Consider the following 12,887-nt stretch of genomic DNA (forward strand, 5'->3'; position numbering starts at 1 on the left):
TGAGAAAGCTCGCTTTAAAACATAGCAAGCTTTCTCATTGCCTCCTTCAGCTTATCCGTGCTGAGCAGGAAAAACTTCTCCATCGGCGGATTGTTGCCGACGGCCGGAACGTCCGGCCCGCACAGCCGGGCAATCGGCGCGTCCAGCTCAAACAGCATCTCCTCAGCGATGAGCGCTGAGACTTCAGCTCCAACCCCGCCGGTCTTGTTGTCCTCGTGGACGATCAACACCTTGCCGGTCTTCGCTGCCGCTTCCAGAATCGCTTCCTTGTCCAGCGGCTGCAGCGTGCGCAGGTCCAGCACATGCGCGCTGATCCCTTCCTTGGCCAGCTCTTCCGCCGCCTGCAGTGCATAATGCACGGTGATTCCGTAGGATATCACCGTAATATCCGTACCCTGACGCTTGACATCGGCTTTGCCGATAGGCACGATAAAATCTTCGTCAGGCACATTCGCTGAGAGCGAAAGGTAGCATTTCTTATGCTCGAAAAACATGACAGGGTCGGGATCGCGAATCGCTGCCTTGAGCAGCCCTTTGGCGTCGTAAGGATTCGACGGCGCTACGATTTTTAGACCGGGCGTGCCGAAGAAAACCGATTCCGGGCACTGGGAATGGTATAAGGCGCCTGCGCCGGTAGCGCCGTAAGGCGCGCGTATGACGATTGGACAGCTCCAATCGTTGTTCGAGCGATAGCGGATCTTGGCCGCTTCGCTGATGATCTGGTTCGTTGCCGGGAAGATGAAATCGGCAAATTGGATCTCGGCGATCGGCTTCATGCCGTACATCGCCGCACCGATGGCCACGCCGACAATGGCGGATTCGGCCAGCGGAGTGTCCATTACGCGAGCTTCGCCGTATAGATCGCGCAGCCCTTTGGTGGTGTTGAGGACACCGCCTTTGCCCACGTCCTCGCCGAGAACGAACACATTCTCGTCTTGCCGCATTTCCTCCTGCATGGCGGAGCGGATGGCTTCAATATAGGTGATCACTGCCATAATCGATTACACCTCTCCTTCAGCGTACACGTGGAGGAGAGTATCCTCCGGCTTTGGATAAGGCGCAGCTTCCGCATACCGGGTTGCTTCATTGATGATTTGTTTTTGCTTTTCTTGCAGCTCCTGGTCCTGCTGTTCGCTCCAGATCCCGCATTCGATAATATACTGCTTAAACTTTTCATTTCCGTCTTTGCCCCTGTGCAGATCCACTTCTTCCTTGGTGCGATAAAGCATGTCATCATCGGAAGTGGAATGCGGGGAAATGCGGTAAGTCAACAGCTCGATCAGGGTTGGACCTTCGCCGCGTAAAGCACGCTCGCGTGCTTCCTTGACCACTCGGTACACCTCAAGCGCATCGGTACCATCCACTTGAAAGCCTGGAAAGCCGTAGCCGATGGCTCTGTCCGCAATTTTGCCGCTAACCTGCTTGTGAAGCGGAACGGATATCGCATATTGGTTATTTTCACATACAAAAATAACGGGAAGCTTATGAACTCCGGCAAAGTTGCAGCCCTCATGAAAATCTCCCTGATTGCTGGAGCCTTCGCCAAAAGTAGCAATGGTGACAAAATCCTGCTTCTTCATCTTGGCAGCAAGGGCAATGCCCACCGCATGCGGCACCTGAGTAGTAACCGGTGAAGAGCCTGTTACGATGTTCAACTTCTTGCCGCCAAAATGGCCCGCCATTTGCCGGCCGCCGCTGTTGATATCCTCAGCTTTGGAGAAAAGGGAAAGCATGAGATCCTTCACAGTCATCCCAATGGAGAGAACAAAACCATAATCGCGATAATAGGGTAGAAAATAATCTTTCAGCGGCTGCATGGCGAAAGCCATACCCACTTGACCCGATTCCTGGCCGATACCGGACACTGTAAACGGAACTTTACCGGCACGCTGCAGCATAATGCCGCGTTCATCATATTTTCTTGCCAAATTCATGTATGAGTACATTTGTACAGCTTGGTCGTCTGTAAGGCCTAATCGCTGATGTTTGGATATTTGACCGATTGACATGAAGATTACCTCCTTAGAGTTTTTGCTTTAGCAAAAACTGACTTCGTAAGCATGATCTCGCTTTTGCTTTAGCAAAAACTGACTTCGTAAGCAATATCTTATGGAGTTTTAATACCTGGTCCTAAGACTTGGCTCTATATCATTATAAACGCAATTGCCAATGAAAACAATTCCTTAGTTTGAATCAGCTTCCAATCGCATTTCCATCCACTGCCAGCATGGCTTCTCCAAGCGCTTCGGACAAGGTGGGATGCGGATGAATCGTCTGTCCAACCTCCCAAGGGGTTGCATTTAGCACCTGCGCGAGAGCCGCCTCGGTAATATAATCGGTCACGTGAGGACCTATCATATGAACTCCCAGGATGTCGTTTGTTTTCGCATCAGCGACTACTTTGACGAAGCCGTCGGATTCTCCGTATACGAGCGCTTTACCCACAGCTTTAAAGCTGAATTTGCCAACCTTTATTTGATGGCCCTTCTCGGCCGCCTGTTTTTCCGTCCAACCGACATTGGCGATCTCCGGTCGGGTATAGGTGCATTTCGGAACCAGATGCGGCTCCATGGGATGAGGATTCAGACCGCAGATGTGTTCAACGGCTGCAATTCCTTCGTGGCCTGCTACATGCGCCAGCTGGAGTCCGCCTATTACATCGCCGATTGCATAGATATGAGATTCGGAGGTTTGCATGTGGCGATTCACGTGAATGACGCCTCTCTCCACCTTAATATCCGTGCTTTCCAATCCGATCCCCTCAATGTTCGCTTGGCGGCCAACAGATACGAGTACCTTCTCTGCGATCAGGTCTAACCTTTCACCATTCTTGTCCGCTTGCAGAACAGCTTGACCATTTTCCAATTTCAATGTTTCTGTTAAAATCTTTGCTCCGGTGATCATTTTGATTTTGCGCTTTTTGAACAAGCGTTCAAGCTCTCTGGAAATATCCTCATCTTCCAACCCGACGATCCGTGAATCGACTTCAACAATCGTAACCTCAACGCCAAAATCACTAAGCATCGAAGCCCATTCCACCCCAATCACACCGCCGCCGATGATCAATATCGATTTGGGCAGCTTGTCGAGATTTAAAGCTTCTTCGCTCGTCAGCACATATTCGCCGTCCACCTGCAAACCAGGCAAGCTGCGCGGCTTGGAGCCTGTAGCAATAATCAGATTTTCAGAAAGCAGCATTCCGATTTCGCCGTCTGCCTTTTCCACTGAAACCGCACCGCTGCGCGGCGAGAAAATGGAAGGACCGATGATCCGGCCGTTCCCGTAAAATATATCAATTTTATTTTTTTTCATTAAAAATTGCACGCCTTGATGAAGCTGGTCCACAATACGCTGCTTGCGGCTCATTACACCCGGCACATTTAATTCCACGGAAGAAGTCGAGATGCCATAATCTTCGCTGACCTTCATCGCAGCGAATAACTCAGCGCTTCTAAGCAGCGCTTTACTGGGAATACAGCCTCGGTGCAGACAGGTTCCACCCAGCTTGTCCTTCTCGACAATGGCAACCTTTTTTCCTAGCTGTGCAGCGCGTATAGCTGCAATATAACCGCCGGTTCCACCGCCGAGCACAACTATATCATATTTGATTTCACTCATTTATTATTCCTCATTTCTGCTATGTACTGCGTCCTATCTATTATATTACCCTTTTGGGGAAGAGCAAATATATTCTTATTTGTGGTATAATATTGAGTAAAACACCAAGGAGCACGTATGAAAGCGCCATTTTACCGATTTATTGCCATACTTCTGCTCGTGATACCCGGCCTTATGGCCACATATGGTTTTTTAGCAATGAAAGATGCTCTGTTTGCCAAAATTTACAGCGAACAAGGACATGTGCTTTGGGGAAAATTCACACTGGGCTTTGTGCTCTTTGCAATTGGGGTGGCCTTTATCGGAGGATGGACCTTTTTCCGGGATCGTAAGCGAAATTATGTAGCCCCGCGGTTTAAGGGAAAAAGAAAAAAAAAATAATCTCACTCCTCTTCCAAAACTTCCCATTCAATTTGCAGGTGTTTGTCCAGCCAGCTGCGAATGTTGATTTCAATCGCTCTCTCGATTTCTTCATCCGAAAGTTCACCCAGCTTCTGTTCCTTAATTTCCAAAATCTCTTCTTTGACAGATTGATTATCAAACGCCAGTGCCACTTTGAAGCGCATTCTTATCACCTTTTTCTCGGCTCGATAAATATGGAAATAATCAAACTTTCCCTTGCCAGCCGATCATTATTTTTTTAGATTATATACAGCTTAGTTTAAGATTATCTTACTAAGACAGTTTGCTAAGCAAACTCTAAGGAGGAAACCATCATGTCAACATCAATGGCCAAGAAAAAACGGCTCAAGCAAGCCCGTGAAGGCAAACGATCGCCGGAAATGCAGCGTCTTTCCTGGAACGGAATACATCCTGTTTCCAGAATCACGCCTACCCGAAGCGAGCTGACCACTCGACAAACCAACAAACATAAAGGCAAATGGAATCGGAACCGAAATCATGGGGACGATTCCATTTTTCATTTGGGACGGTGCAGCCGTTTATCCTTTTTTGCGCTCTTGAAGGAGCATTCCAGCCTCTGATAGATGTGCCAGAACTTTTACCTTTTCCTCCGGCTTAAAATTGTACTTGCAGTCCACCCCGTTATACAGCAGCGTCCATGCTTTTACCCATCCATTCACATCCACACTGATATGTATCACATAAAGAGAATCCGGTTCGTCTTCGAATTGAATACCCACATGAATACTAAGCTCACCATCAGGTTTTGTCTCTGCCTCATGATAGTCAATGATCAACTGGGGCGTCCCTCCTATTGAATTAAGTGTGCTTTATTTATATAATATACTAATGCGTGTCCAAGGAGGAATTATCGAATGGCTTATGATCCGCAAGTTGTTGACGCAAAATTGGTTAGTGATAACAAAAAGAATGGTCTATTCGAGGTAGTTGCCTACTTAAAAGACCGGAATCAAGCCCGCCTTACGTTTCAAAGAGATCCGCAAACCGGTACACCCAAAGCCACCGATCTGAACAGATTGATGAATGAGCCTTGTCCGATTTGCCGTAAGGACTATTTGTGCAATTGTCTCGAACGATATATGGATGATATCGCCGAACAATCCATGACTCACATAAAGTTTTAACTTGCAAACAGCTCCTCCTTCGGGAGGAGTTTTTTCATTCATAAATAGCTTTATACAGTCCCTCGAGCAAGCTTTGATAGCTATTTGGGTCATATTCAATTTCAGAAAAACAAACATGAATGATCTTATTTGTTGTGCGAACCAGAAAGAAACTGTTTGCCGTATCATCAGGATCAATATAGGTGTAACATTCCAAATGTCCGCTCCCCGTTTTCCCGGTCAGCCATTTTGTTGCTTCTTCACTATAATTGGCGTAGGCAGGCATATCCAATCATCATCCTCCGAAAAACTTCTCTTTCAGACTATCATACTTTCCTAGCCTCTCCAAATACAATCCTCCGACTTCTTGTCAAAGAGGAACCCCTTAAACACGGTCATTCTCAACTGATGCGTATCTGTCCGTTCAAGATAATTAATGCAGCAGCACAAACGCGGCTCAATCCATTGCGTTTTTTGATCCTTTACCGTATGTATTTGCTTGGCCAATTCCAAGAATAACTGCTTTTCTTCAGACTTAAAACCAAACTCTACAACTCCGACAGGCTTATTCTTCACAGTTCTAAAATTCAATCCCATCACAAGCCCAAACGGATTGGTTCTATAACCCAATATGATAACATCTATTGATTTAAAATGCTTTATTTTCACCCAGTTAGGGGTTCTGGTGTCCAACATATATCTCGAATCCTTCCGCTTTGCCACAATGCCTTCCATATCTTGCTCTTTGGACAATTCAAACAAAGTTTTACCTTTCTCTTCAAGATACATTGTGGGAGTGACGACAGGTGTAATTGCAACAATATCACTTAACCGCTGCTTTCGCTGCATTAAAGGCTCATTCAGATGCTCCTGATCCGTATATAGAACATCAAAAACGACGAATGTTGCTGGATGCGTATTTACCGCTTTTTTGATCCTTGAAGCATTGCTCAACCGTCCACGATATGTAAAATCATCAAAAGCCGGCCGGCCGTTTCGCAAAACAATACCTTCGCAATCCAGAATGGCTGTGTTCGTTTTAATCCCCGATGAAGCTTCCTTTAACTCCGGAAATTTACTTGTTACGATATGGCCGTTTCTCGTATAAGCCTCAATTCGGTCACCCTGCTTATGCAAAATGATTCTCCAACCGTCCCACTTCGGCTCAAAGATGAAGCTTTCATCATCGAACGGCTTATTGCCCATACTGACAACCATTGGCTTAACTGGTCTGAAAAGCAAACAGATCCCCCCATTCTTATCAACTAAAAAAGGACCTACGTTCACCGTCGGCCCCCGTGAGTGACTCATTGCCAAAGTATATTGTAACGAACATCTTCATGAAAAGAGAGCCACTAAGCCGCAGAATTATAACGGTTTAATGGCGCTCGAAAATGTAATCGCTTGCGGGCAGTCAGCTAACTTTATGCTCAATCCGCAGCTTATCCGCAACCATAGCGATGAATTCGCTGTTTGTGGGCTTCGATTTCGAAATGTTGATCGTATAGCCGAAGATAAAACTGATGCTGTCGATATTACCGCGAGTCCAGGCCACTTCTATGGCGTGGCGAATGGCGCGTTCAACACGGCTGGGGGTAGTCTTGTACTTGTCGGCAATGGCCGGGTACAGCGTCTTGGTGATGGCCCCGAGGATTTCAATATTGTTATAAACCATCGTGATCGCTTCGCGCAGATATTGATATCCTTTAATATGCGCAGGTACGCCGATTTCATGTATGATGCTAGTAATGTTTGCATCCAAATTTTTGGTTTTGGGCATTTGAACGACATTAGCCTTGGAAGCCGAACCTACAGTTACGGACACTTGATTGGAAACCAGTTGGCGAATTCGATTCGTCAGCACTTCCAGATCAAATGGTTTAAGTATGTAGTAGGAAGCCCCTAATTGTACTGCCTTCTGCGTAATGTTTTCTTGACCGAAAGCTGTCAGCATAATGATTTTCGGCTGTGGGTTCATACTCATGCCACGAAGCCTTTCAAGCACACCGAGACCATCCAGATGAGGCATAATGATGTCTAAAATCAACACATCGGGCGCTTGGTCCTGCTCTTCCATGTAACGAACGACCTCATTGCCGTTATAGGCAACACCCACAACCTCCATATCATCCTGTTCTCCAATATACTCTGATAATAAGTGAGTGAACTCACGATTATCATCTGCCAACAACACCTGAATTTTTTGCAACTTAAAATCCTCCTTTGTCCTTAAACAAATTTTGGTAATTTCTCTTTAGGTGTATTCGACAACGATTCTTTAATTCCTTCTGTCGAAAATTATTTTTCTTTCCTTTTTTTTAAGTTTATCTTATAATGGTATATTTATCTTGTTCTTTCATCATGGTTCGACAAAATCATCTAAAATGAGAAAAAATCGAAGGCTTAACCTGCCTTCGACTCTTCGTTCGGTTGTCTGATTAAGATTCCGGAATCCTGAAGCATCCACTCAATGAAGCAGCCGTATCCGCTGGTAGGATCATTGACAAACACATGCGTCACACCTAAAAACCCTACTCAGAAATCACGTAGTTTTAGCTATACAGACCGCTATTGCAGAATGGAATGATCGGGGTGCTTAAAAAATGCGACAATCAAAAAGTCCAGCTGTATCAATGGTTTCATCAATCCAACTATATCATACCATATTGCAGTATGGAATGATCGGCGTCCGCTCATACGGCTATACCCCGATAATACTGTATGGAATGATCGAAACTTGGATACCAATAATACAGGACAACACGATAAAGGAGAATATGAGACAATGAACTCAGTCATTTTTGTAAGAGTAGACGAAGGAATGCAAGCTATTCAAATGATGCAAGCAAAGCTGGTCGAACCATTTGCCGCACAGTTACGAGCAAACGTTGTTGGCTACTCGTTCCAAGTCGGTGAGATATCCATAGACAAAATCATTGATAAGATCCACAACGACACCAAGACCGAGTTTGATTCCATTATTATAATGAACAAGGACTCAATATCCCCAGGCATCGGTGACGTGTTCCGCTTCGTTTGTGACGCACAGGGACGCGGCATCGAAATTTACACAGTATCAGACGGCAACTTAACTAAGTTCGTGTCAGGGCTTGTAGGTGCCGCAAAGGACGTTGAGAAAATAGAGCTTAGTAATGTAACTACCGAACGTATGAAGAAGGTCGCATCAAGTGGTAAGTGGCTAGGAGGACGCACCCCATTCGGCTACGATAAAAGCGTGGACAATACGCTGTCGATCAACGATGACGAAGCGGCTGTCGTTCGTGAAATGTTCCAGCTATACGCTGACGGCATTTCACAAAACACTATTGCCCACATCGTTGCCGACAAGTACGGGCTGGCTCATCCTAACGGTCACGGACGCTGGCGGCAGAAGAAAATATCCGACATGCTGAACAACACGATCTATAACGGCTATCCTGCGTGGGGCAAGACTTCACAAAAGAACGGAAGGTCGGTACAGCTGCCAAAAGAAAAATGGACTGTATCAGACCGACAGATTAAAGAACTTGTTGTCGTGGACAATGAACTTTGGGTACAGGTACAGGATCGACTAAACAGACAACTTAAAACTGTTAATTGAAACGTAGAAGGCGGCTCATTAGAGTCCCATTATTGTTATCTAATGGGTTAGGGTAGGCTATGAAGTACTTTGGTTTATCTGCTCATGAATTAAGTTCAATGAGGCTCTAATTATAACTCCTCTAAGTTGTTCATGTGTAATCGACATTTCAAAATAACGATTTTCTTTACTGTCTTTTTTAAACTCTCGTAGATTTATTGATTCTAAGAAATTATTTTCATTCGAATCACTAAACAATGAAGTATGATACTCTAATCCATGAGAAAATTCATTTCTGATTGAGTAAAATATTCGTGAAATTATGTCTATCGGCAACTCAGAATTGTTGTTGAATCTTTTATCGACTATTGACCTCTTCAGATGTTTTACCAGTAGGTCGTTGTCCGCTTTACTTAAATATGTTCTAAAGAACTTAAGAATAACCCCTAGTTTATCCACCTTCTCAGAATCAATTTCCGGGTTCAGTGTGTACTCATACGACTCAATTAAAGCCATCCACATGAAAATCTGAAAACTCCTATTGCCTAACCTATGGGAAAATGTAAAATCCGTAAACGAAATTGTACGTGCAAGTTGGTTTACTAATCGTCTTGGGAAGACATTTATGTCAGTTAAATTGTAGCATCTGTTAAGTAACTCTATAGCTTTACCATTATCATTAAAATATTGAGTATAAAAAACAATGTAATCTTCATTTATTGGATAATCCAATTGCACTTTCTCCTCCCCTATATTTGCCCGTGGCTTAAACATCACGGTTCTTATATATAATTTCAATATCAGGTTTCTTCATCTGAATATAATACTGCATCACCTTGTTTTTTAATTTAAGCAATAATGCCACAGCTTTACTGAGATTCCTTAGAGATCTGCTTAAATTCTTGCCGTCACCTAAATATTTATAGGTGCTACTCATCGAAATTAGATCGGAAAACAGAGCTCGCTCTGATCCATCAATTCGATCAAAAAGTTCAAATTTGTTATTTTTATTTTTTCTTATGGATTGGATTAAATCTTTATTATCTATTTTTGGGTAATGAAATGAATTGTTTCTAAAGCTATTGAGATTATTGTACAGAATTCCATTGATACAGTTTATAAACTGATTAAATATCTCTTGGTCGTCTGGATTAAACCTGGTTATAAAAGTCTTTATCTCCTCAAACTGTAAGGAATGACCAAAAAAATCAATTGCCTCCTTCAAGTGTGATGAAGCTAATCTAAAGTAGTACTGTGTTAATGCTGAATGCCCTTCTTTATCAAGATGATGTAGGACTTTTGAATTCGTATATAGGATATCATTACAAATAGAGTAGAATTGTATCACCCATCTTGACACTAAATCATTCTCATCAAAGATTTGACCAAATTTTAAATCCACACAATCACCTACTAACTTAGTCTTGCCCTATATTTTACCATATTCATCTTGACGACTTACGTTTTTCTTACTTTAGCGTATATCGTTGACCGCGGAACGCCCGTCATACTGGATATTTCGTTGACGCTAAGTCCGTTATCTTGCCGAGCGTGAAACAGTGCTAATGCCTATCAGCAGCTTCTCGTTCCAAGAGCAGCCGCAAACCGTTGGTACACCTAACTATCATGCCAAACGGCTGTTAACAGCGAAATGGCTGTATTATAACTATGCCAAACGGCTGTGTTGTATTAGCTGTGCAAGTTAGCGGCAAGTTACGAGCAAGTTAACAGTCCTATCACGTATGATCACGCACCGCCGCCCAATCACGTAACAGTCATCCTAACGGCGGCATAGACTAACACACTAGAAAGGAGCTGACTTATCTATGCCCTCTTTTGCAGGAGTAATTAAAATAGACAGTAATTCTGGAACCTTTAATAACGGAGATAACTTGATAATTTCACCTACCGTGAGCACCAAAATTCATGAGGGATCGGGAAGTGGAAGTATAGGCGACTTTCAAATACACAATGATATTTTCAGTATTACGGCTGTTGTTGATAACGATCTTGTCGACTCAGGAAGTACTAAAGTTGCAACTGGGACGTAAACTCTACACGACCGATCACGTATGATCACGTCACGCCGCTAATGAGAACGGGTGTGTGTATCGTCTGACGCAACACGAACAGACCGACCCACGTCTGGATCAGCCTAATGGAACGTTAGGAACGCTATGTAACCATCTCGGTGGCTCCACCATCGTCATTCCGTTGGTTCGTGAACGAGCGTATTTACGCAAATGCGAACAAGCTAAATACCTCGTTATTGGATATGTTCACCAACGTCCCTCGAACGTATACCCCCGCGTTTTTAAAGTTTGAAAAAATTTTTTTTGCGGCATTTCGTAATCGGCACGTCAACAGCCGCATCAACATAGGGGTGGCGTGGGGGGGACGTCACCGAGTCGGGGTTCGCGTTTTTGAAACGAATGATAGCACTGCATCAGGCGTATAGCAATTAAGGGGTCGTCTCCTCTTGCGAAGGGGTGGCTGGGGTGCAGCTGTATAGCTTACATGTTCACTTGTTCCTTCATCTTAGCTTAGATTGTCGACCGAGGAACGCCTGCTACGTTTTCAGCAGCCGCAAACCGTTGAGCCGCCTAACAACTATGCCACGCAGAATATATCGTACAGACTATTTATTCCGTACAGACTAAATGCGAACGAATGTGCGTATCGTCATCAGCCGCGAAAGGGTACGCATATTGTGCATACTACATACGAAGTTACCATCAAGTTACCAGCAAGTTAACGTCCCGCCGCCGAACACGAATAGACCGAACCACGTCTGGTCCAGCCTAATGGAACGCTATGTACCCCGCCGTGGGGCTTTACGGCAAAACAACGTCCACCAACTGGCATGCCGCTGATTCGTTAACGAGAACGCAGTATGTACGCCTAACTGGTGGGATGAAGCCTAAATTTGTTTAACATATAAGTACCGCCTCCGATTAACTGAATTTTTAATGTTATCGTGTGATACAGATGTCTTTGTCAAATGGAAATTAGCTTGAATCAATCAATTAATTTAACTAACTCAAGGTTTTCTCTTCGATTATCCAAACCGTTACCATTTTTGTGGATTACAGCACAATTCGGTGGTGTTGACAAAATGACATCATGCATAAAGATAATTTTTCCTTTTGCCTCACTAGAGGCGTATGTCATTCTCTGTGTAAGTTTGTTGTATTGGTCAATTGTCATGGTCCGCATATTCCGTCTCCTTATATTTGTATTATTTTTTAGCTGTAAAAGTCATTTCTTTGACCTGAGACGTAGTACCTCGTCATTGGATATGATGACCAACGCTCCAATAATGTATGCCCCCAAGTTTCAAAAATTTGCAAAAATTTTTTTTGCGGCATTTGCGTTTTTGACGTTTGCGATCCGCGAAACAACGGGGGTGGCTGGGGGTGTACGTAAATATGTGCAAGGTTCAGGAGTCTACCTCCAATTCCGTCTTACACATCAGCACGGGTGCCCTGAACATCCCATAAACAGCACAAATAACGGCATTCAATACATCACCGTCGTTTCCTGAACTTCGCAAACCGTTGGTACGCCTAACAACTATGCCAAACGGCTGTTATATGCCAAACGACTGTTAACAGCCAAATGACTGTTATATGCCAAACGGCTGTGTTGTGTTGTTTCAGTGCGTGGCAAATATGGTTATGTGGTATATGTAGATTTATAAATATTGACGGGGGGGATGATAGTTGGAAAATTTATCTCAAGTGGAAAAAGTCGTTCTTGACGTACTAAATAAGGGTAAGGCAACGTCTGCCGACACTCATAAAATAGCAGTAATATGTAAAATAACTGATCTTCAAGCGGCTGTTGCTGTACAGTTGCTTCAACATAGGAATCTTATAGTCCGCATCAACTGATGCCACCAATTCCTCTGGCTTACAACAGAAACGCAAAAAACCCCAATCGGACGAGTGCCGTCACCCGTTGGGGATCGTGTAGGAAGGGATACAGTGGAATGAGCGGCACTGCATCCAGTAATATCGTATGCCAATTTAATCTAGTTGTGAGACCGATCAACAGAAGGAACTAGCTTAGTTGTACGTCAAAAATCCCCAAACCGTAAGGGGTGTTGGGGATCGTGCTGAAAGGAGGATACAGTGAATCGGTAGCACCGTATCCAATCACAT

General features: G+C 44.2%; 18 protein-coding genes and 1 pseudogene. 6 read left to right on the forward strand and 13 right to left on the reverse strand.

All coding sequences use genetic code 11. The features are described from left to right. Positions 1-14: 14 nt before the first annotated feature. From BLV33_RS07400 to lpdA, 3 genes are all read right to left on the reverse strand, one after another. Positions 15-995, reverse strand: a complete 981-nt coding sequence (locus BLV33_RS07400) for an alpha-ketoacid dehydrogenase subunit beta (protein ID WP_090789688.1) — start codon at positions 993-995, stop codon at positions 15-17. A gap of 6 nt (positions 996-1,001) precedes the next feature. Continuing rightward, on the reverse strand, positions 1,002-2,009 hold the full coding sequence (locus BLV33_RS07405; RefSeq protein ID WP_090789690.1) for a thiamine pyrophosphate-dependent dehydrogenase E1 component subunit alpha: 1,008 nt from the start codon (positions 2,007-2,009) through the stop codon (positions 1,002-1,004). A 184-nt stretch (positions 2,010-2,193) separates the two neighbouring features. Then, positions 2,194-3,618 (reverse strand): dihydrolipoyl dehydrogenase, encoded by a 1,425-nt coding sequence (gene lpdA / locus BLV33_RS07410; protein WP_090789692.1) that lies wholly within the window; start codon positions 3,616-3,618, stop codon positions 2,194-2,196. A gap of 117 nt (positions 3,619-3,735) precedes the next feature. Here lpdA and BLV33_RS07415 point away from each other — a divergent pair, with 117 nt between their 5' ends. Then, entirely contained in the window at positions 3,736-3,999 is a 264-nt protein-coding gene (locus tag BLV33_RS07415) for a DUF2627 domain-containing protein (RefSeq protein ID WP_090789694.1), read from the forward strand. A gap of 2 nt (positions 4,000-4,001) precedes the next feature. Here the strand turns inward: BLV33_RS07415 and BLV33_RS07420 are convergent, their stop codons facing one another. Then, the gene (locus BLV33_RS07420) at positions 4,002-4,184 is read right to left on the reverse strand and encodes a hypothetical protein (protein WP_090789696.1); all 183 of its coding nucleotides are present in this window, start codon (positions 4,182-4,184) and stop codon (positions 4,002-4,004) included. A gap of 150 nt (positions 4,185-4,334) precedes the next feature. On the opposite strand from BLV33_RS07420, the gene BLV33_RS07425 reads away from it, so the two are divergent. Beyond that, complete coding sequence (locus BLV33_RS07425; protein WP_090789698.1) at positions 4,335-4,601, forward strand: hypothetical protein; 267 nt, start codon at positions 4,335-4,337, stop codon at positions 4,599-4,601. Here the strand turns inward: BLV33_RS07425 and BLV33_RS07430 are convergent. Next, the gene (locus tag BLV33_RS07430; RefSeq protein WP_090789700.1) at positions 4,560-4,817 is read right to left on the reverse strand and encodes a hypothetical protein; all 258 of its coding nucleotides are present in this window, start codon (positions 4,815-4,817) and stop codon (positions 4,560-4,562) included. The two genes, BLV33_RS07425 and BLV33_RS07430, sit on opposite strands and share 42 nt — an antisense overlap. A gap of 78 nt (positions 4,818-4,895) precedes the next feature. Here BLV33_RS07430 and BLV33_RS07435 point away from each other — a divergent pair, with 78 nt between their 5' ends. Next, the gene (locus BLV33_RS07435; protein ID WP_090789703.1) at positions 4,896-5,165 is read left to right on the forward strand and encodes a hypothetical protein; all 270 of its coding nucleotides are present in this window, start codon (positions 4,896-4,898) and stop codon (positions 5,163-5,165) included. A gap of 34 nt (positions 5,166-5,199) precedes the next feature. Here BLV33_RS07435 and BLV33_RS07440 read toward each other — a convergent pair whose 3' ends face one another. The 4 genes from BLV33_RS07440 to BLV33_RS30640 form a co-directional block, all read right to left on the reverse strand. Beyond that, the gene (locus BLV33_RS07440; protein ID WP_090789705.1) at positions 5,200-5,436 is read right to left on the reverse strand and encodes a hypothetical protein; all 237 of its coding nucleotides are present in this window, start codon (positions 5,434-5,436) and stop codon (positions 5,200-5,202) included. 44 nt (positions 5,437-5,480) lie between these two features. After that, complete coding sequence (locus tag BLV33_RS07445; protein WP_253186996.1) at positions 5,481-6,386, reverse strand: ATP-dependent DNA ligase; 906 nt, start codon at positions 6,384-6,386, stop codon at positions 5,481-5,483. Positions 6,387-6,558: 172 nt separating this feature from the next. Next, complete coding sequence (gene spo0A / locus BLV33_RS07450) at positions 6,559-7,353, reverse strand: sporulation transcription factor Spo0A (RefSeq protein WP_090789709.1); 795 nt, start codon at positions 7,351-7,353, stop codon at positions 6,559-6,561. 194 nt (positions 7,354-7,547) lie between these two features. Next, positions 7,548-7,664: a SpoIVB peptidase S55 domain-containing protein gene (locus BLV33_RS30640; RefSeq protein ID WP_090789711.1), complete on the reverse strand. Its 117-nt coding sequence runs from the start codon at positions 7,662-7,664 to the stop codon at positions 7,548-7,550. 265 nt (positions 7,665-7,929) lie between these two features. Between BLV33_RS30640 and BLV33_RS07460 the strand changes: the two genes are divergently transcribed. Further along, positions 7,930-8,745, forward strand: a complete 816-nt coding sequence (locus BLV33_RS07460; protein WP_090789713.1) for a recombinase family protein — start codon at positions 7,930-7,932, stop codon at positions 8,743-8,745. Between the two features lie 57 nt (positions 8,746-8,802). Here BLV33_RS07460 and BLV33_RS07465 read toward each other — a convergent pair whose 3' ends face one another. From BLV33_RS07465 to BLV33_RS29905, 3 genes and pseudogenes are all read right to left on the reverse strand, one after another. Beyond that, positions 8,803-9,462, reverse strand: coding sequence for a hypothetical protein (locus BLV33_RS07465; protein WP_171909046.1), 660 nt, complete (start codon positions 9,460-9,462; stop codon positions 8,803-8,805). Positions 9,463-9,490: 28 nt separating this feature from the next. Further along, positions 9,491-10,126 (reverse strand): hypothetical protein, encoded by a 636-nt coding sequence (locus tag BLV33_RS07470; protein ID WP_090789717.1) that lies wholly within the window; start codon positions 10,124-10,126, stop codon positions 9,491-9,493. Between the two features lie 56 nt (positions 10,127-10,182). After that, positions 10,183-10,293: pseudogene (locus tag BLV33_RS29905) on the reverse strand (helix-turn-helix domain-containing protein); the annotation flags it as partial. Between the two features lie 257 nt (positions 10,294-10,550). Here BLV33_RS29905 and BLV33_RS30645 point away from each other — a divergent pair. Then, positions 10,551-10,775, forward strand: coding sequence for a spore germination protein (locus BLV33_RS30645; protein ID WP_090789719.1), 225 nt, complete (start codon positions 10,551-10,553; stop codon positions 10,773-10,775). 967 nt (positions 10,776-11,742) lie between these two features. Here BLV33_RS30645 and BLV33_RS07480 read toward each other — a convergent pair. Further along, complete coding sequence (locus tag BLV33_RS07480; RefSeq protein ID WP_090789721.1) at positions 11,743-11,940, reverse strand: HNH endonuclease; 198 nt, start codon at positions 11,938-11,940, stop codon at positions 11,743-11,745. Between the two features lie 506 nt (positions 11,941-12,446). On the opposite strand from BLV33_RS07480, the gene BLV33_RS29235 reads away from it, so the two are divergent. After that, positions 12,447-12,617, forward strand: a complete 171-nt coding sequence (locus BLV33_RS29235) for a hypothetical protein (protein WP_171909047.1) — start codon at positions 12,447-12,449, stop codon at positions 12,615-12,617. Positions 12,618-12,887 lie beyond the last annotated feature (270 nt).

Origin of the sequence: Paenibacillus sp. GP183 (genome assembly GCF_900104695.1) — a bacterium.
Taxonomy (GTDB): domain Bacteria; phylum Bacillota; class Bacilli; order Paenibacillales; family NBRC-103111; genus Paenibacillus_AI.

Excerpts from the sequence above, each read along its gene's own strand:
- BLV33_RS07400 (WP_090789688.1), bottom strand. The coding sequence starts at position 995 with ATGGCAGTGATCACCTATATTGAAGCCATCCGCTCCGCCATGCAGGAG.
- BLV33_RS07405 (WP_090789690.1), bottom strand. The coding sequence starts at position 2,009 with ATGTCAATCGGTCAAATATCCAAACATCAGCGATTAGGCCTTACAGAC.
- lpdA (WP_090789692.1), bottom strand. The coding sequence starts at position 3,618 with ATGAGTGAAATCAAATATGATATAGTTGTGCTCGGCGGTGGAACCGGC.
- BLV33_RS07415 (WP_090789694.1), top strand. The coding sequence starts at position 3,736 with ATGAAAGCGCCATTTTACCGATTTATTGCCATACTTCTGCTCGTGATA.
- BLV33_RS07420 (WP_090789696.1), bottom strand. The coding sequence starts at position 4,184 with ATGCGCTTCAAAGTGGCACTGGCGTTTGATAATCAATCTGTCAAAGAA.
- BLV33_RS07425 (WP_090789698.1), top strand. The coding sequence starts at position 4,335 with ATGTCAACATCAATGGCCAAGAAAAAACGGCTCAAGCAAGCCCGTGAA.
- BLV33_RS07435 (WP_090789703.1), top strand. The coding sequence starts at position 4,896 with ATGGCTTATGATCCGCAAGTTGTTGACGCAAAATTGGTTAGTGATAAC.
- BLV33_RS07460 (WP_090789713.1), top strand. The coding sequence starts at position 7,930 with ATGAACTCAGTCATTTTTGTAAGAGTAGACGAAGGAATGCAAGCTATT.
- BLV33_RS30645 (WP_090789719.1), top strand. The coding sequence starts at position 10,551 with ATGCCCTCTTTTGCAGGAGTAATTAAAATAGACAGTAATTCTGGAACC.
- BLV33_RS07480 (WP_090789721.1), bottom strand. The coding sequence starts at position 11,940 with ATGCGGACCATGACAATTGACCAATACAACAAACTTACACAGAGAATG.